General features: G+C 30.4%; 19 protein-coding genes. All 19 read right to left on the bottom strand.

Annotated elements, in window-relative coordinates; translation table 11 throughout:
* Positions 1–331 precede the first annotated feature (331 nt).
* The 19 genes from ARA19_RS01730 to ARA19_RS01640 all read right to left on the bottom strand — a co-directional run bounded on the left by ARA19_RS01730 (position 332) and on the right by ARA19_RS01640 (position 20,379).
* Positions 332–1,117 (bottom strand): XdhC family protein, encoded by a 786-nt coding sequence (locus tag ARA19_RS01730; RefSeq protein WP_055069232.1) that lies wholly within the window; start codon positions 1,115–1,117, stop codon positions 332–334.
* A gap of 84 nt (positions 1,118–1,201) precedes the next feature.
* Positions 1,202–1,792 carry a nucleotidyltransferase family protein gene (locus ARA19_RS01725; protein WP_055069231.1) on the bottom strand — a complete coding sequence of 197 codons (591 nt, stop codon included), beginning with the start codon at positions 1,790–1,792 and terminating at the stop codon, positions 1,202–1,204.
* A 3-nt stretch (positions 1,793–1,795) separates the two neighbouring features.
* Positions 1,796–2,500 (bottom strand): selenium cofactor biosynthesis protein YqeC, encoded by a 705-nt coding sequence (gene yqeC / locus ARA19_RS01720; protein WP_055069230.1) that lies wholly within the window; start codon positions 2,498–2,500, stop codon positions 1,796–1,798.
* 69 nt (positions 2,501–2,569) lie between these two features.
* Entirely contained in the window at positions 2,570–3,043 is a 474-nt protein-coding gene (locus ARA19_RS01715) for a nucleoside deaminase (RefSeq protein ID WP_055069229.1), read from the bottom strand.
* Between the two features lie 38 nt (positions 3,044–3,081).
* The gene (gene xdhC, locus ARA19_RS01710; protein WP_055069228.1) at positions 3,082–3,549 is read right to left on the bottom strand and encodes a xanthine dehydrogenase subunit XdhC; all 468 of its coding nucleotides are present in this window, start codon (positions 3,547–3,549) and stop codon (positions 3,082–3,084) included.
* A gap of 1 nt (position 3,550) precedes the next feature.
* Positions 3,551–4,423: a xanthine dehydrogenase FAD-binding subunit XdhB gene (gene xdhB, locus ARA19_RS01705; protein ID WP_055069227.1), complete on the bottom strand. Its 873-nt coding sequence runs from the start codon at positions 4,421–4,423 to the stop codon at positions 3,551–3,553.
* A 12-nt stretch (positions 4,424–4,435) separates the two neighbouring features.
* On the bottom strand, positions 4,436–6,727 hold the full coding sequence (gene xdhA / locus ARA19_RS01700; protein WP_055069226.1) for a xanthine dehydrogenase molybdenum-binding subunit XdhA: 2,292 nt from the start codon (positions 6,725–6,727) through the stop codon (positions 4,436–4,438).
* An 840-nt stretch (positions 6,728–7,567) separates the two neighbouring features.
* Positions 7,568–7,879, bottom strand: coding sequence for a PQ-loop domain-containing transporter (locus tag ARA19_RS01695; RefSeq protein WP_197276548.1), 312 nt, complete (start codon positions 7,877–7,879; stop codon positions 7,568–7,570).
* 24 nt (positions 7,880–7,903) lie between these two features.
* Positions 7,904–8,188, bottom strand: coding sequence for a hypothetical protein (locus ARA19_RS01690; protein ID WP_055069225.1), 285 nt, complete (start codon positions 8,186–8,188; stop codon positions 7,904–7,906).
* A gap of 220 nt (positions 8,189–8,408) precedes the next feature.
* On the bottom strand, positions 8,409–10,976 hold the full coding sequence (gene xdh / locus ARA19_RS01685) for a selenium-dependent xanthine dehydrogenase (RefSeq protein WP_055069224.1): 2,568 nt from the start codon (positions 10,974–10,976) through the stop codon (positions 8,409–8,411).
* Positions 10,976–12,376, bottom strand: a complete 1,401-nt coding sequence (gene hydA / locus ARA19_RS01680) for a dihydropyrimidinase (RefSeq protein ID WP_055069223.1) — start codon at positions 12,374–12,376, stop codon at positions 10,976–10,978. Before hydA ends, xdh begins: the two co-directional genes overlap by 1 nt.
* 35 nt (positions 12,377–12,411) lie before the next feature.
* On the bottom strand, positions 12,412–13,740 hold the full coding sequence (gene ssnA, locus ARA19_RS01675; protein ID WP_055069222.1) for a putative aminohydrolase SsnA: 1,329 nt from the start codon (positions 13,738–13,740) through the stop codon (positions 12,412–12,414).
* Between the two features lie 252 nt (positions 13,741–13,992).
* Positions 13,993–14,829 carry a selenium-dependent molybdenum cofactor biosynthesis protein YqeB gene (gene yqeB / locus ARA19_RS01670; RefSeq protein WP_055069221.1) on the bottom strand — a complete coding sequence of 279 codons (837 nt, stop codon included), beginning with the start codon at positions 14,827–14,829 and terminating at the stop codon, positions 13,993–13,995.
* 137 nt (positions 14,830–14,966) lie between these two features.
* Positions 14,967–15,257: a PQ-loop domain-containing transporter gene (locus ARA19_RS01665; protein ID WP_055069220.1), complete on the bottom strand. Its 291-nt coding sequence runs from the start codon at positions 15,255–15,257 to the stop codon at positions 14,967–14,969.
* 29 nt (positions 15,258–15,286) lie between these two features.
* Entirely contained in the window at positions 15,287–15,583 is a 297-nt protein-coding gene (locus tag ARA19_RS01660; protein WP_055069219.1) for a hypothetical protein, read from the bottom strand.
* A 352-nt stretch (positions 15,584–15,935) separates the two neighbouring features.
* On the bottom strand, positions 15,936–16,310 hold the full coding sequence (locus ARA19_RS01655) for a RidA family protein (RefSeq protein WP_055069218.1): 375 nt from the start codon (positions 16,308–16,310) through the stop codon (positions 15,936–15,938).
* 106 nt (positions 16,311–16,416) lie between these two features.
* The gene (locus tag ARA19_RS01650; RefSeq protein ID WP_055069217.1) at positions 16,417–17,508 is read right to left on the bottom strand and encodes a 4Fe-4S binding protein; all 1,092 of its coding nucleotides are present in this window, start codon (positions 17,506–17,508) and stop codon (positions 16,417–16,419) included.
* Positions 17,509–17,588: 80 nt separating this feature from the next.
* Positions 17,589–19,175, bottom strand: coding sequence for an N-acyl-D-amino-acid deacylase family protein (locus ARA19_RS01645; RefSeq protein WP_055069216.1), 1,587 nt, complete (start codon positions 19,173–19,175; stop codon positions 17,589–17,591).
* A 16-nt stretch (positions 19,176–19,191) separates the two neighbouring features.
* Entirely contained in the window at positions 19,192–20,379 is a 1,188-nt protein-coding gene (locus ARA19_RS01640) for a YgeY family selenium metabolism-linked hydrolase (protein WP_055069215.1), read from the bottom strand.
* Positions 20,380–20,416 lie beyond the last annotated feature (37 nt).

Below are 20,416 nucleotides of genomic sequence, written 5' to 3'. Positions count from 1 at the left end.
GTCAAAATATAATAAATAAGGTTAATTTTTACATTCAATTTTCGATATTTTATTTTTCGACATTATTATTTAATATATTATTAATATTACTATATATTACTGCTAATTAAAAGGTTCAACTCTTAGGTATATTACTTAATTCTCTATATTCTTTTATTATTTTTCACTATTATTTAACTATGTTGATATAAATTATTCTTAATTTAAATTAAATTTTTAAGAAAAAGGCTAAATTAATGCTATAAATTATTCTAATCATTATTAATTAAGCTTAAATAAAATAATAAGTAAAAAAATTTAGAAGGTTTTTAATTACCTTCCAAACTAATTTCTATTTTATTTTTATTCTTCTATGTTCTAAGGATCCATTATTTTTTATTAATAATATTTCTGATAATATTTCTATTGCTATTTCCTCTGGAGTTCCATTAGAAAAATTTAACCCTACTGGTGAATATAATTTTTCAAATAACTCCTTATCAATCCCCTCTTCTAAAACCTGACTAGTTACTTGATGAACTTTAGCTTTACTTCCCACCATTCCGATATATTTTACATCCATCTTTATAAATTCTCTTAAAGCATCTAAATCTAATCTATGTCCTCTTGAAGCTATAACAACATAGGTGTTTTTGGTTATATCTAAATCGTGTATATTCTTAACTATATCTCCAGTAATAACTTTTATATTATTAATTTCTTCATAGTCATTTCTATCATCTAATACAGTTATATCAAAATCTAAATGCTTTGCCATATAAGTTAGTTCTCTTCCTATGTGACCAGCTCCAACAACCACTAACTTGTTTGAACTTTTGAATACTTTTATAAATCCTTTAACACTACCTCCACAAGCCAATTGTAATTTATCATTTGGTCCCATACCGTATTCAAATTCTTTACTTACACCTTTTTTTATTAATTCTCTAGCTTCTTTTATAACTTCAAATTCAACAGTACCTCCACCTATTGAACCTAAAATACCATCTTCAAAAACAGCCATTAAAGATCCTACTTTTCTTGGAGTTGAACCAATGGATTCTGTTATGGTTACCAATGCACTTTCTTCACCTCTAGCTAATCTTTTCTCTATTTCCTCTAATATTTTATAATCCATATTGCTCACCATCCAAATCTTATTGTCATATTTATTATCTATTTTTTATTTAAGTAAATAATTATAATAAGCTTAATCCCTGTATTATATAAGATTATCCTTTAAAATCTCATAATCCTCTTTGGTATCTACATCAAAAAATAATTTATAATTACTTAACCTGACTTGTTTCACTAAATCCTCATGTCTTTTAAGCACTTTCATTCCACCCTCTTCCCCCTTAAGTTCATTTAATTCTCCATATAAACTTTTAGGAAAAATTATAGGATTTCCAATTGCCTTATTTACATAAGGGGCTGTAATACTATTCTTATCTTGAATAAATTCTCCCCAAATTTTTAATATACTATCTGCATCAACAAAAGGTTGATCCCCCACAAAAAACATTGTTCCATCACTTTCTCCAAGTATTTTCAATGCTAACTTTATTGCTTCAGATTTTCCCTCTTTATAGTTAGGGTTAAATACTGTTTTTACATTATATTTAGCTAGAATTTCTTCAACTTCTCTATCTTTTATTACAACTAATATTTCCTTAAAACAATTTGCTTTTATTACTGAACATACTACCCTCTCAATTATCGTCTTTCCTTCATATTCTAATAATAATTTATTATCTCCTCCCATTCTTCTACTTAAACCAGAACCCAAAATTACAGCGTCAACATTTATCATTATCTAACACTTCCATTCTTTATTCCCTATTATTACTTCATCTATCATGTTGTGGTCCTTTAAAATAACATCTGCTATTTCATTAGCTGTTTTTCTTGTTTTATGATCCTTAACTCCATTTATCAAAAGTATTCTTCGTCCTCTGGAGTTTTTAAATAATCCTTTTTTTCCTCTAACAACAGCTATTAAGTGCTCTTTTCCTATAGCATCATTAAGCTTAGCTCTTGTTAAATCCATAAATTGCTCTACCCTATGAACATTATCCTCATTTACCAATTTTCCTAATATCTCTAAATTTATAATCCCTATTGTAATAGTTGTATTATCTAAAATAACTGGTTCTGTTTCATTCCAACCTTTTATAAACTTCTCCTTTGAACCATCAGCTTCTAAAAATACAACATCGAAATTATTAGTTATTGATTCCATATAACCTAAGTCAAAAGACTCCAATTTATTATCTTTTATTTTTGAACCAAGAACGTAAATTCCTTTATTATTAATATCTTTAATAGCATCAGCTTCTTCTTTATTGAATGCTATAAAATCATAAAATCCTTGAGATGGAACTCTAATTTTAGTTGTGGTACTTACTAAGACTTTCTTACTACTAAACTCCTTTGCTAAGTAATTCATTAAAGTGGTTTTTCCACCACTACCAACTATAGAAACCACATCTTTATCTTTTATCTTAAATACATCATTCATTTAATCACCTATACTATCATAATATTTTCAATTAATAGAATTTACGCCCTTGATAAGTTAATCTATATTCTAGTAATTTGTTCTAGAATTATCCTTTGTCCAAAATTCAAAAGCTTTCATAGCTTCTGATTTATCAACAGCTTCTAAATCTAATATTTTTTTATCCTTACAATCATTTTGAAGGAAATTTAAAATGTGCTCATCCCTAAAGCCAATATCTCTTGCATCTTGTACAGTACAAGCATAATATACCTTAGATATATTAGCCCATATTATAGCTGACATACACATTGGACAAGGCTCTGAAGTTGTATATAACTCACATCCACTTAAATCAAATGTATTAAGCTTTTTACATGCTTCTCTTATTGCGTTTATTTCTCCATGTGCTGTTGGATCATTTGTTCCAATTACAGTATTGTGTGCAACAGCAATTACTTTACCATCCTTCACTATTGCTGAACCAAAAGGTCCTCCTTCATGATTTTTCATTCCGTCAAGACAACTTTGAACACACAAATCCATTATTTCCTTTTTATCCATAATAATCGCCACCTTTAATTAAATATATCTAATATATATTATTTTTTTAATGCTTTTTTTGTAGCTAGGAATATTTTATTATATCCTGTACATCTACATAAGTGACCTGATAATTCTCTCTTTAGCTCTGCATCAGTGAATTCTTTTCCACTTTCAACTAAAGCTGTTGATGTCATAACTAACCCTGGTGTGCAAAAACCACATTGGATAGCTCCCTCATCAATAAAAGCTTGTTGAACCTTTGAAAGCTTTCCATTCTTACTTTCACCTTCAATTGTTCTTATTCTCTTTCCATTAGCCCAAACAGCTAAATAAATACATGAATCTGTTGGAACTCCATCAATAAGAACTGTACAAGCTCCACATTCTCCAACAAGACAGCCTTCTTTAACTCCAGTAAGATGTAATTTATGTCTTAATACAGATGACAAAGATTCTCTTAAATCTATCTCTAATTCATAATCATTACCATTAACATTAATTTTTATTTTTCTATTAAATCCCATCTTACTTTCCTCCTAATCTCTTAACTGATTCTTTTAAGGCTCTATATACTAATTCATCAATTAAATGATCTTTGTAGGCTTTTGATGCATTCCAAAAGTCTATAGCCTTTGAAGCTTCTAATGCCTTGTGAGCTATTAACTTCATGTTTCCTTCATTTACTTCTAAATTTTCAGCTAATTTCTCAGCTTCAGAACATCTTATAGGTGTTGGACCTGCCACCCCTAAAGCTATTCTTACATCATTAAATTTATTACCTTTCACTTTAACTACAACAGAAACACCCATTATAGAAATATCCATAGCTTTTCTTGTGGCAAATTTTATATAATTTCCTTTTGCATTTTCATAATCTTTTTTTTCTATGATTAATGATAGTAATAATTCATTTGAATCTATGTTTACAATCCCTGGACCTGCATAGAATTCACTAATAGGTACAATTCTTTCCCTATTTTTACTTTTTAATTTTAATTTAGTGTTTAGTGCAAATAATGTTGGTGCACTATCTCCTGAAACAGCTCCATTACAAACATTTCCACCTATAGTAGCAATATTTCTAATTTGTGGACCACCCATTGAAACTGCTGCTTCAGCAAGAACACCTAAATGCTTATTTATAATTTCACTTCTAAAAATATCTGTGAATGATGCCCTTGATCCAATTTCTATGTCACCATTCTCTAACATAGAAATAGCTTCTAGCTCCTTTATTTCTCTTATACTTACTAAATCAAGATTTTCCATTCTTCCTTCATGTAATTTAACTAATACATCAGTTCCACCTGATATTATAGTTAAATCTGAATTTTTATCTAAAACCTCTAAGGCTTCTTCTACTGTTTTAGGTTCAGCTACTCCTCTTATATCGTACATATCTAACTCCTCCTATAAAACACCGACTTCTTTAAACTTTTCAAAAACTGCTTGTGGACTCATTGGCAATTCATTAAACTTAACACCTGTAGCATTTAAAACAGCATTACGTATTGCTGGTGCTATTGAAAGTGTAGTATTTTCTCCTAATGATTTTTGTCCATAACTTGAAGTTGGATCTGGTTTTTCTACAAACTCTACTTTTATATCAGGAGTATCCATCATAGTACCAATTTTGTAATGTAATAAATTGTTATTATATGGTGCTCCAGTTTCCTTATTAAATAGTAATTTTTCTGATAAAGCAAATCCTAAAGCCATACTTACGCCCCCTTGGACTTGTCCTTCAGCTGCCTTTCTATTTAAAATTTTTCCTGAATCATGTATATTGCATATATCAATAACTTCAATTTTTCCAGTTTTAATATCAACTTCTACTTCAGCAAAAGTTGCTCCATAGGCTATTGAATTGTTTTGAACCTTTACTGTTAAGTCACTTGTAATAGGTTCATATTTTGTTTTATTAAAATAAGCTTCTTGACAAATTTCCTCTAAGGTGAATAATTGTCTTCTAGTTATTTTTTCAACTATTATAGAATCCTCTATATCTAATTGATCTACAAAATATCCACATTTATCACTAGCTATTTCTAGAGCTTTTCTTTTTACTTCCTCTGCAGCTTTTTTAATTCCATGTCCTGCAATATAAGATTGTCTTGATGCATAAGAACCAGTATCAAATGGTGTTACATCTGTATCTTGAATAGATACCACATGAACTTTATCAAAACTTATTCCTATAGTATCTGCTACCATTTGACTGAATACAGTATCGCTACCTTGTCCAATTTCAGTAGCACCTACTTGCACTTGAACTGTACCATCTTGGTTCATTATTATTCTTACTCCCGCTGCTTCTAAAGCTACTGGGTAAGTTCCTGAGAAGTAACTGAAACAAGCCATTCCTACACCACGTCTCTTGTTTCCAGTTTGATTTTTATATAATTCTCTTTTTCTATCCCAATCTAAAATTTCTTTACCCTTATTAATACATTGAGGTAATGCAAAGCTCCTAACTACTAATCCGTTATCTGGATCAATATGACCTTCCTTTATTAAATTTTGTAATCTGAACTCTATTGGATCTATATCTAATGCGTATGCTACATCCTCTATCATTGACTCTAAAGCAAAGATTATTTGAGGAATTCCATATCCTCTCATAGCTCCTGCTGCTGGCAAGTTTGTATATATAGTCTTTGGTAAATACTTTTCTGCTTCTATATTGTAAAGAGGCCTAATCTTGCTACCTGCACTCATAGCTATTGAATGTCCATGTGATGCGTAGGAACCATTATTAACAAGGTTCTCTATTTTATATCCCTTGATTTTGTTCTCTTTTGACATTGCTAACTGAATATTAATTTTCATAGCATGTCTAGTTCTTGCCCCTATAATATCTTCTTCTCTAGTTAGAGAATATAATACAGGTCTTCCATTAACAGCTAATGTCATAGCCGCTGCAAGTGGCTCTAAAACAACATCTTGTTTTCCACCAAAACCACCACCTACAAATGGTTTAATAACTCTAATATCACCAATTGGATAATGACAAGCTTGAGAAACTATTCTTCTAACTATGTGGGGAATTTGAGTTGAACTTATAATTAATAATCTTCCATACTCATCTAATTTACTTATTACATTATGAACTTCCATTTGTGAATGTTGAACAGTTTGAGTTTCGTACTTGCCCTCAAATATTTTATCAGCTTCACTGAATACCTTATGAGGATCTCCTACGGTTATACCAAAATCACTTATTATATTATTTGGTCTTTCTTCATGGATTATTGGAGCTCCTTCTTTTATTGCTTCTTCTTGATCTAGTACAAATGGTAAAACATCATATTCAACCTTAATTAATTTTAAAGCTTTTAATGCTGTTAATTCATCTACAGCAACAACTGCTGCAATTTCATCTCCAACAAAACGAGCTTTATTTGTTAACAGTGATCTATCTTCCACATCTCTATGACTTGGGTCTAAGGAATATGGATGCCCTGCTGTTGGGAACTTTCCTTGTGGAACATTTTTATATGTTAATACAGCTTCTACACCAGGAAGCTTTTCAGCTTCAGTTGTATCTATGCTCTTCACTATAGCATGAGCATATGGACTCCTTAAAACTTTCCCTATTAATAAATCACTTTCAAAATAGTCGCTACTATATTTCGCCTTACCTGTTACCTTTGCGAAAGCATCTACTCTTTTTTCACTTTCACCTAAAGATTTATAAATCATAGTCTATACCTCCAATTTAAAAGTTTCACAAACATTTTTTATATTAAAGGTTATATAGTGTTTCAATTACAATAAAAACCTTTAATTTAAAATAATAATTTGTAGCACAATAGTTTGTTTTAAACTGTGCATTTAATCTTATAAATGTGGTACTAACTTACATGATTATAGACTAATAAATTTAAGTATTAAACAAAGTAAATTTGTTTAAATCTTATTCTACTTATAAAAATATATTAATTAGCATTTTCTACATCCATAATAAATTTTAAATTATTAGAATCTTAATCTTAAATTATCAGAGTTATCTTTGTAAGTTATACGCCGCATTCTAATAATTAGCATTAAAAAACAAAAATCAAATTTCTAAATAATTTAAAATTTTATGAATTGTATTTTGGGTGTAATTTCCTAAAGTTTTGAAAATCTTTGTAGAAAATTGTTTTTATATACATGATAATATTATTATCTTTCATAGTTCTGTATACATGTAGACCACTCATATAGCACCCTTATTTCTATAAGCTATAATATTTAGCTTCGAACTTTAGAAATAAGTCCCTCCCTTCTGTAATTTGTTCTTTTAACAACTCTACACATTTTGTTAAAATACTTTCTTACCTAATCTAGGTATTACATTTTCCTCACCTCCTTAAAATAACTTTATAGATTCTATTAAAGCTATTAATAATAACTTTTGATTATAGATAAAATAAATTTATATAAAGTATTATTAAATCCATAGCATCTTTTAAATTACAGATTCATTAACATTATTAAGTTTTTACAATATTATTTAAAGTGAAAATCCACAAATTTCTTTAAATAATATCTTTATTTTTAAGCTTCTAATTCAATTTCTTTATTTTTAGATTCTTCAGAAGTTGGTTTATATTTTATAGCTAGCATTAACACAGTAAATGCTAGGAAAACATTAAACCATTGAGTACACTGTATAAAAATATTTACTTTACTTATAGTCAAATTAATTGCAACACAACTTAATCCTAAAGTTAATTTAGACCAAAACTTTGGACTAACCCCTGTAGCGTCTTTAGTCTTTAGTAATCTTATAATTTGTGGAAAATATGCATACATAAGTGTGCAACTTCCCAATACCTGAGCTATAGTCCCTATTAAATACTTATCCATGATCTTTACCCCCATCAACTTCAATTAATTTTTATTTTTAGCGCTATAACGTAGTATTAAAGTAGTACATGTTAAAGCAAGAAAAATATTACACCATTGAATCATTAATTGAATTGTTGGTACACCACGAATAGCCTGATTAATACCTACACAAAAAATTCCGAAAGTCATTATTGTCCAATACTGTGGACTGTTATTCCCTGGAGACTTTGATTTATATAATCTACCTATTTGTGGAATATATCCTGATATTAATAGGAATCCTCCAAAAATATTTAATAAAAATCCAAATGTTTGAATTCCATTCATTTTAGCCCTATTTCTAAATATAAGAAAACATTCACAGCACTAAAAACTTATAAAGTAGCAAACACTAATAGTTTTCATAACGTAACTGTTAATTTATTTAGAAATAAGTTCCTCCCCTCTTACTTCAAATAAATTTGTTGACTATTAGTGGATTTCTTTATATTGGGGAAAGTACGATCACCGTAACTTTCCCCAGTTTCTATAATTGCAATATTGTTTTTTATTTCTTTACTACTTTTTTCTTTCTATATGCAGTATCATCAAGTGGCAATTTTGTTCTAAATATACCATCTAACTTATAATAAGCATTTTGAAGTGCTGGTGCTGTTGGCACACAAACAATTTCTCCAACACCCTTTGCTCCAAAGCTTAACTCTGCTTTATTTTTTTCTATTATTATTGGAACTATTTCTGGAACAGATATTGATCTCATTAATCCTAATGTTCCATATTTAACTGCTGGAACACCATCCTTTGTAGGAAAGTCTTCTGTTAATCCATAACCAAGTCCCATAGTAACTCCACCTTCAATTTGTCCTTCAACACCTTGAGGATTTATTGCTTTACCTACATCATGGGCTGCAACGACTTTTACAAGCTTACCAGTTTCATCTAGCACTACTACTTGTGTTGCAAATCCATAAGCAATATGGCTTACTGGATTTGGTTTATCTGAACCCATTGGGTCTGTAACTCCAGAATATTCACCTTTGAATATTTCTCCATTTAACTCATTTAAAGTTTTACTTTCCATTGCCTTTTTAAGTTTCAATGCTGCAACCTTAGTAGCTTCCCCTGTAAATACAGTTTGTCTTGAAGCTGTTGTTGTACCAGCATCAGGAGTTAGTAAACTATCTGGTCTCTCTACGATTAATGAATCTTGAGGTAATCCAGTTATCTCTGCTACTATTTGTGATGTAACTGTCATGATACCTTGTCCTATATCAGCAGCTGAACTTCTAACATGAACTTTTCCATCTATAATAGCAAGATTACATCTTCCTATATCAGGAACTCCAACACCTACTCCAGCATTTTTAAATGCTGATGCAATACCAACAATTTTATTATTTTCATATACATCTTTAACTGCTTCTAAAGTTTCAACATAAGCTGTACCTTCATCAGCTATTTGTCCATTTGATAATTCTTGACCTGGTTTTATAGCATTTCTATATCTGATTTCCCAACCTGATATTCCTACCATTTCAGCTAGTTTATTCATACAACATTCCATTGCAAAGGCTGATTGAGTAACACCAAATCCTCTAAATGCTCCACCTGGTGGATTATTAGTATAAAGCGCCTTTCCATCAACAGTTACATTTTGGAAATTATATGGTCCGCCTGCATGAGTACATGCTCTTTGAAGAACTGGTCCACCTAGTGATGCATAAGCACCAGTATCTGATAATATCTCAGCCTTCATTCCTTGTAATATTCCATTTTCATCACATCCAACAGTGAAATGCATCTTCATCATATGTCTTTTTGGATGTATATTTAAACTTTCCTGTCTAGATAAAACAACCTTTACAGGTTTTTTAGTAACATAAGTAAGTAATGCAGCGTGGTGTTGAACGCTCATATCTTCTTTACCACCAAAACCTCCACCTACATACATACTTTTTATTCTTAACTCTTTGTCTGTTAATCCTAATAAATTACATAATTCATGAACTTCATCATAGATACCTTGTCCACCTGTATAAACAGTTAATATTCCATCTTCATATCTTGCTACAGCAGCTTCTGGCTCCATAAAAGCATGTTCTGTTGGTGGAACAACAAAATCTTCTTCATAAACAAACTTAGAATTTTTTATAGCATTATCTGCATCTCCTCTTTTTAGTTGTTCATGAACTAATAAGTTTCCTGTTTCGTGAACCTTAGGTGCACCTGCTTTTAAAGCATCTTCAATAGTTGTTACAGGTTCTAACTTTTCATAATCAACTTCTATGGCATTTAAAGCTTCTTTTAATGTCTTTTTATCTCTAGCTGCTACTAAAGCTAAAGCATCACCTATATATCTTGTTTCTTCTCCTTCAGCTATAAGTGCTGGCCAATCTTGTTTTAAGTGACCTATATATCTTTTTCCAGGGATATCTTTAGCTGTTACAACAGCATAAACTCCATCCATAGACTCAGCTTTAGAAGTATCTATTTTTTTAATTAATTCTCTTGCATATTCTGGTCTTAATGCACTACCATAAAGCATTCCATCAAAATATAAATCATCAGCATATTTTGCTGTTCCTAAAGTCTTATCATGAGCATCAACTTTATGTGCATTTTCTCCTATAATACCTTTACAAGATCTACGAGGTACTTCTTTATTTTCTCTAAAAATTTCAGCAGCTAGCATTATGGCATCTTCAATTTTTACGTAACCTGTACATCTACATATGTTACCTCTTAATGCTTTTTTAACTTCATCAGCTGTTGGATTTAAAGTTTTATTGAAAAGTCCTTTTGCAGACACAACCATACCTGGTATACAGAATCCACATTGAACTGCTCCAGCTTCAGTAAAGGCATAAGCAAATACCTCCTTTTCTCTTTCAGTAAATCCTTCTATTGTTGTAACTGTTTTTCCGTTGATTCTTTCTAAAGTTTGTACACAAGACTTAGTTGCAACTCCATCTATAAGTAAAGTACAAGCTCCACAAGCTCCCTCATCACAGCCATTTTTAACTGATAAAATACCTTTTTTATCTCTTAAGAAATGTAATAACTTCTCATTTTCTTCTGCTGTTACTTTCTCGCCATTTAAAATAAATTCGTACATTATAAACAACCTCCTTTAAAAGAATTTCTCTGTACATACTTACCTTTTGGTTCTTTAATGTTTAAGTTATTATCTAAAATAACTTTTTCACCTCTTAAGAACACATAGTCTATATTTCCATCTATCCTATAACCGTCATAAGGTGTGTAATCAACATTTTGATGTTGATTTTTTGAACTTATAACAAAATCTTTATTAGGATTTAAAACTACTAAATCTGCATCACTTCCGCATTGTACTATTCCCTTTTTAGGATACATACCAAAGAACTTAGCTGCATTAGTAGATAATAATTCACTTAATTTATTTATAGAAAACTTATTTTCTATAACTCCATGTTGATACATTAAAAGTAATCTATGTTCTACACCTGGACCACCATTTGGTATATTTCTGAAGTCATCCTTTCCTACAGACTTTTGTCCTTTATAATTAAATGAACAATGGTCTGTACCTGTAACTTCAATTTCTCCATCTTTTAGAGCATTCCATAATGCAACTCCATCTTTTTTCTTTCTTAAAGGTGGAGACATTACATATTTTGCACCATTAAAGCTATCTTCAGCTGTTCCTTCATAACTTGAATCATCTAATAAAAGGTATTGTGGACAAGTTTCTAAATAAACTTTAACTCCATTTTTTCTAGCTTCTCTAGCTTCTTTTAATCCTTCTTCTGAACTTAAATGAACAACATACAAAGGTGAATCTGCTAATTTAGCAATTTTAGTAACCCTTGAAATAGCCTCTGCCTCTAACTCACTTGGTCTTGATTGTGGGTGATATTTTGGAGCTACTAAACCTTTATTTATATGTTCCTTAGCAAGTTCAACAACCATATCTCCATTCTCACAGTGGAAACCTATAATTGCTCCTACTTCTTTACTTCTCTTTAAAGCTTCATATATTTCACCATCATCAACTTGTAAAGTTCCTTTATAAGCCATATACATCTTGAATGAGCTAACCCCATCTTTAATCATTTGCTCCATTGATTTTGAAGTTTTTTCATTCCAATCAGTTATAGCCATGTGAAATCCATAATCACAAAAAGATACATTACGAGCCTTTTCATGCCAAACTTTTAGGGCATTCTCTAAACTATCACCCTTATCTTGAGTTGCAAAATCAAGAATAGTAGTAGTTCCCCCTGCTATAGCAGCTAAAGTTCCTGTTTTAAAATCATCAGCTGTTTTCATAACACCTGTATCTAAATCAAAATGTGTATGTGTATCTATTGCTCCAGGTAATACATAAGAACCATTGATAGCAATAACTTCATCATTTTCTTCCGCTTTAATATTTTTCTCTATGGCTACTATAATGCCATTTTCAAATTTAATATCAGCATTTATTGTTTCCTGTGGAGTTACAATTCTTCCTCCTGATAATATAGTGCCCATATTTATTCCTCCATAAGGCTTATGATTCTAATTACTTAGAATCTTGACCATAATTTACTTGATACTTCTCTAGATTTTTCAAATATTTCTTTTTCATCTAAAGTTAATAAAATTCTATCTTTCATAACAACTTTTCCGTTTACCATAGTTGTTAATGTACTTTTTCCGTTAACTCCAAATAATAAATGTGAATTTATATTGCTAGCATCCATAGGTGTTAATGGATCATATTCAACAACAATAATATCTGCTACGGCTCCTGGTTTTAATGCTCCTATTTCTGCATTAAAATGTCTTGATGCAATATCTCTGTTATTTTCAAAGAACATTTTTGGAACTTCTCCCCAAGCTACATTAGAATCACAAAGATTATGTTTATGAATTAAGTTTCCTACTTTCATTGATTCAAACATATCACTTGTATATCCATCTGTTCCAAGACCAACATTTAATCCTCTCTTCATCATTTCTATTACAGGAGCACAACCAACTGCATTTCCCATATTTGATTCTGGATTGTTAACTAAGTTTGTCTTTGTTTCTTTTAAAATATCCATTTCTCTTGAATTAATGTGAAGGTTATGAACTGATAGAGTTTTTTCTCCTAAAATATCAAAGTCCATAAGTCTTTCAACTACTCTTTTACCATGTTCCTTTAAACAATGATGTAAATCATCTATTCCTTCTGCTGTATGAACATGGTATCCAGCATCTAAGCTCTCCATTTCTTTAGCACATTTTTCTAAAGTTTTATCGCTTAATGTAAATTGAGCATGTAATCCAAACATACCTTTAACCATATCTGAATTTTCTTTATTTGCATATTTTATAAATTCTACATTTTCCTTAATTCCGGCATCTGTAATAGCTTCACCATCTCTATCTGATGTTTCATAACAGAAAGAACCTCTTATTCCAACTTCCTTTGCAACATCAGCTAATGTGAATAAGCTATTTTCTATAGCATATGGACTTGCATGGTGGTCAAAAACTGTAGTAACACCATTTTTGATACAATCAATAAGAGTTGTATAACCACTATACTTAACATCTTCTAAAGTTAATTTTTTATCTATTGTCCACCACATATTTTCTAGAATATCTATAAATCCTTTTGCTGGAGGATTATTTAGGTTTAATCCCCTAGCAAAAGCACTATAAATATGATGATGTGTATTAATTAATCCTGGCATTATTAAATTACCTTTAGCATCAATAAATTCAGCATCCTTATATTTTCCTTTGATCTCTTCTACTGTACCTACTTCTATTATTTTGCTACCATCTACAGCAACAGCTCCATTTTTTATAAAGGTATTGTTGTCGTCTCTTGTTACTACAACACCGTTCCCTATAATAACCATTAAAATCCCTCCAACTCATAATAAAATCAAAATTCAAAAATTTATCTGTGTTATTTTTTTATTAAACTTTTATTAATTATTATTGTCGCAATTAACATGCCAAGTAAAACCTCTATTTTTAGCCCTTCTACGTTAAAAAAGGCATCAAAGAAACCCTTTTTATATTTCTTTGATGCCTTAAATTATCAATTTAATAATTAAATTATCAAATTGATAATTTAAAAATCGCCTTTAATTTCAAGTATTTTCTTGTTAATTATTCTTATTATCATATTGATAGGGATTTTTTCTATTTAGCATTATTAAAAGTGCTTCTAGAGATGCGCCTCCCACATTTCTTGCTTTATCTGATATTGTAAAGCAATTGTTTTTCTCACTAGCTCTTGGATCTATATCTGCTATTTTTAAGCCCTCTTTAACATAGAATCCATCTCTTATTAATCCTCTTAAAACCCCATCTATAGTTGCCTTAACTTCTTTTTCTCCAATTTTAGCAATAACTTCGCCTTTTTTCACAGAATCACTTATCTTACTTATATTTTTTATTATTCCTTCATTTTCACTATATATTACTCTATCCTTAGAAACTCCTTTTATCTCTCCTGGAACCCCTGTGTTATCCATAGGTTTCCCTTCAAATATAAGTCTTGCTAAATTATGTCCTCTCATAGTCTCAACAACAACATCAACATCTTTTCCAGCCTCAAATCCAGGACCTAATCCTATAGTTATAGGTGCCATATTTCTATTAGTTCCTAAATTTTTCTTTGCAAGAATAGCATCAATAACTGCTATGGGCTTTAATTTATTTATAAATTCTCCCTTTTCATCTACAGCTATTGCTATATTACCTTCATTTAATATTCTTTCTATATCTGATAAATTATTAGCTTTTATAGCCTTTATATCCTCTACAGTTGCTTCACCATCATATATAGCTTCACTTAAGCAAACATGTCTTCTTATACTTGTTGGTTTTTCACTTTCTAAAACCACTACCTTAAACCCTGCTCTCTTTATCTTTTGTATTGTTCCAGTGGAGATATCTCCTCCACCTCTTACCACTACAAGTTCCTTATTATATGCCATGTTTCCGCTCTCCTTTACCTATTCTTGCTAAAAGTATGATATTAATAATAAAAATACTCTCATAAGATTTTGCAATCAAATTTGAGTATTTTTATTATTAATATATTTTAAATATTTTCACATGTTTTAAAGATAAATTAATGTGCATGTGCTTTTTTATTTCTTTTATAAGTTATTGATAATACTAATACAATAAATGCTAATAGTACATTAAACCATTGAGTACCTTGAATAAATAGGTTAACGTCACTTATTGTTAAATTAATTGCTATACAACACAAACCTATAGTTAGTATAGTCCAGAATTGTAGGTTCATTCCTTCTGCATCCTTTGATCTAAATAATCTATAAATTTGTGGAAAATACGCATAAACTAATGTGCAACTTCCTAATACTTGTGCAACATTTCCCCAGAAATACATATCCATCTTAAACAACTCCTTTTAAAATAATAATATTAAGCATTCACTTTTTTCTTGTTTTTTTGGACGTAGTAAATTAAAACTACTGTACAAATGAAAGCTAAACCAACATTGAAACTCTGAGTAACTAATTGAACTTTTGGTAATTTATTTATAAATTGATTAACACCTATGCAGAATATACCAAATGTCATTATGACCCAATATTGTACACTATTATTTCCTGGATTTTTTGTTTTTATTAGACTATATAAATGAGGCAAATATCCGTATGCTAATAGGATTCCTCCTATTATATTTACAACTGTTCCGAATTCATGTAAACCGCTCATATAGCACCCTTGCTTCCTTCCTAATGATAAACCTTTAAATAATTTATAATTCAAACTGTTTTGGGCTTAGGATCAGAACAATGAAAGCAAGTCCCTCCCTTCGTTTTACGAATTAATTTTTAGTTTTATCTTAAATGTTCATTTAATTTGTTTAATTTAATTTGTTTATTTTAAAATTTTAAGATTATGGTTAGGAATTCAAGAAAATAATTCTTACTATATAAAACAAAAATTATTTTCTTACTAATGAACATTTTATAATTTTTCAATTATAAAAACTTATTTTTAAGCAAGAAATTTATCTTTAAGCAATGAATTACTTACAAGCTATCTGTTACTTTTAAAATATAAATTACTTACAAGCTATAACTTCTATTTCAACTAAAGCATCTTTTGGAAGTTTTCCAACTGCAAAACAAGCTCTTGCTGGACAATCTTTAGTAAAGTATTTTCCATAAACTTCATTAACAGCAGCAAAATCATTAATATCTTTTAAGAAAACTGTTGTTTTTAATACTTTGTCCATTGATGAACCAGCTTCTTCTAATATAGCTTTTACATTATCTAATGAAGCTTTAGTAGCTGCTTTTATTTCAGTTTCTAACTCTCCAGTGCTCATGTTAATAGGAAGTTGTCCTGAAACAAATACTAAGTTTCCTGCTTCAGTTCCTTGTGAGTATGGTCCTATAGCACCTGGTGCATTTTTAGTGTTGATTATTTTTTTCATATCCTTATTCCTCCTAGATAGATTCTATATAATATCTAATGAGTTTACTTTTAATAAAAGACAATTCAAAAAATAAACTCATTAGATTTATAAGCTTATTTAATTCTTAACAATATGGTAATTCTAATGCATTTTTTGGACATCTTGTTACACAAAGTCCACATTCAAAACATCTATTTGCATCTAATTCTAATTTATCTGTTATTGAAAGTGCATCATAAACGCAACTTGTTACACAAACTCCACATTTAACACATTTATCATAATTAATTGTTGGAGTTTCTCTTTTTTCTGTTTTAAATGTTCTATCAGCTGATTTTTTATGTGCTAATCCAATTATTTCACTAACATCTTTATATCCATGTTCTTCTAAGAATTGATCTAATTCTTTAGCTATTTTTCCATAGATTCCTGGTCCTTTTAATATTGCTTCAGTACAAACTTGTACAGCTGATGCTCCAGCCATTAACATTTCAGCAGCATCTCTACCACAAGTTACTCCACCAACACCTATTATTGGTATGTTAACTTCTTTTGCAGCATCATAAATATTTCTGATTGCAAGTGGTCTTATTGATGATCCTGATAACCAACCGTAACCAGTTTTGCTACTCATTATTGGATATCCTGTTTCAGTGTCTATAGCCATACATGGACCAAATGAATTGATCATAACTAATCCATCAGCTCCTGCATCCTCTAAAGCTTTTGCTATAACATGGATATCAGTATGTGGACTCATTTTCATGAATACTGGACAATCTAATACTTCTTTAGCAGCTTTCATAGCATTAACTATTGGAGCTACGTCTGTTCCTACATAGTGAGTTGAAAGTTCAACAGCATCTGCATATGGTTTTACAAGTGGTGCAACTTTTCTAATTTGATCTTCTGTATATCCCATACTTACTATAACTGGAAGACCAGCTTTCTTTAATCTTGGATATTCATGTTCAACCCAATGTTCAACAGTTAATTCTGACCATAATTCAGTGTTTAAGAATCCACTGTTTGTCTTAGCCATACATGGTCTTGGTACTTCAGCAGCTTTTTCTGAAACTGTTTTTGTAACAATACCACCTAATCCTAAATCTACAGCTTTAAGTATTAAATCAGCATTTCTTGCTCCTGGACCTGCTGCAGTCATTATTGGGTTTCTTAAATTTAATCCTAATATATCTACTTTTAAATTTGCCATAAAAAACAACTCCTCTTCTCTTTTAGTATTTTTTGAAATTTATATAAATTAACTTAAATTAAAATATTAACCTAAATTAACTATTTCCTTCTTATAACTGTTCCAGGTAGAACCTTATGATAAGTTCCCTCTTCTAAAACAACAGTTCCATTTACAATTACATAATCTATACCTTCTGGGAATTGAGTTGAATCAACAAAAGTTCCTTTATCTATTACAGTATCTTGGTTAAAGATTACTATGTCAGCAAAGTTTCCAACTTCTAAGCTTCCTCTATTTTTAATAGATAAAGCATCTGTTGCTTTCTTACTCATTTTGTGAACAGCTTCTTCTAAACTTAATACTTTAAGCTCTCTCACATATCTTCCTAGAATTCTTGGGAATGCCCCATAAGCTCTTGGATGAGGTTTTCCTGAAAGAAGACCATCTGTACAAACATTTTGTTCTGGTCTTTTTAAGAATTTAATTACATGTTCTTCTAGTCCATAAAAATCAACCATTCCAACTGCATTTTCTTCATCACGAAGTAAATCAAATGTTGCATCTAGAGGATCTTTTCCTCTCATTTCTCCAATTTCTTTTAAACTTTTTCCGATCACATCTTTATTTTTTTCTGTTTTTACACTAGTTACGAAGATTTGGTCTATTCCAGCAAATTCAATAAAGTTGTCCCATCCTGGAATTCCATTAGCCATATCTTCCTTCATTCTTTTTCTGCACTCTTCATCATCTAATCTTTTCATAAGATTATCTGTTCCACCATCATGAGCCCATGGTGGAAGTATTACACCAAGCATTGTACTACCTGCTGCATATGGGTATTGGTCATAAGATATTTTTAACCCTTCTTTTTCTCCCTCATCTAAAAGTCTTTCCATATCATCTATATACTTCCAGTTTTGTTTTCCACAAACTTTAAAATGAGAAAAATGTATTTTAACTCCTGACTCTCTACCAATCTTAATAATTTCTTCCATAGAATCAACTATTGTATCAGCTTCACTTCTTTGATGAACTACAAATACTCCATCATATTTAGCAACAACTTTACACATTTCTATTAATTCATCTGTTCTTGAATAAGCACAAGGGATATATATTAATCCACTTGATAATCCAAATGCACCAGCTTTCATTTCTCTTTCAGTTATTTCACACATTTTAGCTATTTGCTCTTTAGTTGCTGGAGCATCAACAAGTCCCATAGATTCCATTCTTATATTTCCATGAGGAACTAAGTAACTTTCATTAAGCCCTACACCTTGTTTTTCCATAAGTTTTAAATAGTTATCTGTTGTTTCATAACCCCAGTCTATTTCATCACTTTCTCCATCTAATCCAGCAAGATTCTTTCTCCAAGGGCTTATAAATTCTTTAGGAAGTGGTGCCATTGAGATACCATCTTGACCTAAAACTTCAGTTGTTATACCTTGTCTTATTTTAACTTCATTATAAGGATTAACTAACATCATTAAATCTGAGTGGCTGTGTGTGTCAACAAAACCTGGACACACAACTCTGCCTTTAGCATCAATAACATTCTCAGCCTTTTCATTTATGTTAGTTCCTATTTTTGCAATCTTATCCCCTTCAATTAAAACTTCGCCTTTAAAGGGTTTGTTTAGAAGCCCGTCTACTATTAATCCATTTTTAATTAAGGTCTTCATAGAATCATCTCCTAAATTATTTGTTGTAAACTGATTTTAATATTCCATAGTATCCTTCTACACCTTTGTGTAATTGTTCTACTTCGATATACTCATCTATTGTATGAGCTAAATTTTCCTTAGAAGGACCAAATCCTATAGTTTTAATTCCAGCTTCTCCAGCATAATGTGAACCATTAGTACAGAATGAGTATTCTGTTATTTCTGGGTTTATTCCAGCTGATTTTAATCCTTTATATGCAGCTTGTACAAACTCATCATTTTCATCATATAACCAACCTGGGAAGAATCTTTCAGCTTCAATTGTTTCACCTGTATAGCAAGTTTCTTTACCTTTTGCATATGAAACTTCTATTTTCATTTCTGGATCTTCTTTCATTAAATCTTCTGCTAATTTTTTAACTGGAGCTATAACAGATTCTAAAGTTTCTCCAACTAAAAGTCTTCTATCAAATGTAGCTTTACAATATGAAGGAACTACTGATGAACCTGGGTATGGTGTTGATTTTATATCAGTTAAAACTAAAATACCTTTTCCTAATTTAGGATGTACTACTGTTTCTATATTTTGAACCTTTTCTATAAACTTAGACATTTTATAAACTGCGTTTATACCTTTTTCTGGGTTAGCTGAGTGAGCTGGTTTACCGTAACTTTCTACTACTATTTCAGCTCTACCTCTTTGTCCGATTTTAAGGTTTAATTCTGAAGATTCACCAATTATAACGTAATCTGGTTTTACATTTTTACTTATTTCTCTAGCTGAAACTCCTTCAAATAATTCTTCTTGAACTACACCAGCAACATAGATATCACCTGCAAAGTCTTTGTTCATATCTTTAGCAAAGTAAGATGCAGCTGCTATCATAGCACTAACTTGTCCCTTCATATCTGAAGTTCCTCTTCCGTATATTTTTCCATCTACTATTTCTCCAGCAAATGGATCATGTTTCCATTGAGTTTTATCTGGAACAGGTACTGTATCTATATGTCCATCTAATAATATTTTTTTACCTGGTTTGCTACCTTTTATGTGACCTATAACATTACCATATTTATCTATTTGAACATCATCAAATCCCATTTTTTCAAATCTACCTTTTATAGCATCAACTACACCTTTTTCATTTCCTGAAACTGTGTAATGACTAATTAGCTCTCTACAAATATCAACAACTTCATTTTTACGTTCTTGGCTTAACATATTAACATCCTCCTAAAATACATCTATTTTTTATCTG

It is taken from the genome of Clostridium massiliamazoniense, from assembly GCF_001403635.1.
GTDB classification, from domain to species: Bacteria; Bacillota; Clostridia; order Clostridiales; family Clostridiaceae; genus Sarcina; species Sarcina massiliamazoniense.
Note: the sequence above shows the minus strand (reverse complement) of the source record. Positions and strands in the feature narration are given on the sequence as shown.

What these genes read in the sequence shown, in the direction of transcription:
- ARA19_RS01650 (WP_055069217.1), bottom strand. Translation starts at nt 17,508, where the DNA reads ATGGCAAATTTAAAAGTAGATATATTAGGATTAAATTTAAGAAACCCA.
- ARA19_RS01695 (WP_197276548.1), bottom strand. Translation starts at nt 7,879, where the DNA reads ATGGATAAGTATTTAATAGGGACTATAGCTCAGGTATTGGGAAGTTGC.
- xdhB (WP_055069227.1), bottom strand. Translation starts at nt 4,423, where the DNA reads ATGTACGATATAAGAGGAGTAGCTGAACCTAAAACAGTAGAAGAAGCC.
- hydA (WP_055069223.1), bottom strand. Translation starts at nt 12,376, where the DNA reads ATGGGCACTATATTATCAGGAGGAAGAATTGTAACTCCACAGGAAACA.
- yqeB (WP_055069221.1), bottom strand. Translation starts at nt 14,829, where the DNA reads ATGGCATATAATAAGGAACTTGTAGTGGTAAGAGGTGGAGGAGATATC.
- ARA19_RS01730 (WP_055069232.1), bottom strand. Translation starts at nt 1,117, where the DNA reads ATGGATTATAAAATATTAGAGGAAATAGAGAAAAGATTAGCTAGAGGT.
- ARA19_RS01715 (WP_055069229.1), bottom strand. Translation starts at nt 3,043, where the DNA reads ATGGATAAAAAGGAAATAATGGATTTGTGTGTTCAAAGTTGTCTTGAC.
- ARA19_RS01665 (WP_055069220.1), bottom strand. Translation starts at nt 15,257, where the DNA reads ATGGATATGTATTTCTGGGGAAATGTTGCACAAGTATTAGGAAGTTGC.
- ARA19_RS01725 (WP_055069231.1), bottom strand. Translation starts at nt 1,792, where the DNA reads ATGATAAATGTTGACGCTGTAATTTTGGGTTCTGGTTTAAGTAGAAGA.
- xdh (WP_055069224.1), bottom strand. Translation starts at nt 10,976, where the DNA reads ATGTACGAATTTATTTTAAATGGCGAGAAAGTAACAGCAGAAGAAAAT.
- ssnA (WP_055069222.1), bottom strand. Translation starts at nt 13,740, where the DNA reads ATGGTTATTATAGGGAACGGTGTTGTAGTAACAAGAGACGACAACAAT.
- yqeC (WP_055069230.1), bottom strand. Translation starts at nt 2,500, where the DNA reads ATGAATGATGTATTTAAGATAAAAGATAAAGATGTGGTTTCTATAGTT.
- ARA19_RS01640 (WP_055069215.1), bottom strand. Translation starts at nt 20,379, where the DNA reads ATGTTAAGCCAAGAACGTAAAAATGAAGTTGTTGATATTTGTAGAGAG.
- ARA19_RS01660 (WP_055069219.1), bottom strand. Translation starts at nt 15,583, where the DNA reads ATGAGCGGTTTACATGAATTCGGAACAGTTGTAAATATAATAGGAGGA.
- ARA19_RS01655 (WP_055069218.1), bottom strand. Translation starts at nt 16,310, where the DNA reads ATGAAAAAAATAATCAACACTAAAAATGCACCAGGTGCTATAGGACCA.
- ARA19_RS01690 (WP_055069225.1), bottom strand. Translation starts at nt 8,188, where the DNA reads ATGAATGGAATTCAAACATTTGGATTTTTATTAAATATTTTTGGAGGA.
- ARA19_RS01645 (WP_055069216.1), bottom strand. Translation starts at nt 19,175, where the DNA reads ATGAAGACCTTAATTAAAAATGGATTAATAGTAGACGGGCTTCTAAAC.
- xdhA (WP_055069226.1), bottom strand. Translation starts at nt 6,727, where the DNA reads ATGATTTATAAATCTTTAGGTGAAAGTGAAAAAAGAGTAGATGCTTTC.
- xdhC (WP_055069228.1), bottom strand. Translation starts at nt 3,549, where the DNA reads ATGGGATTTAATAGAAAAATAAAAATTAATGTTAATGGTAATGATTAT.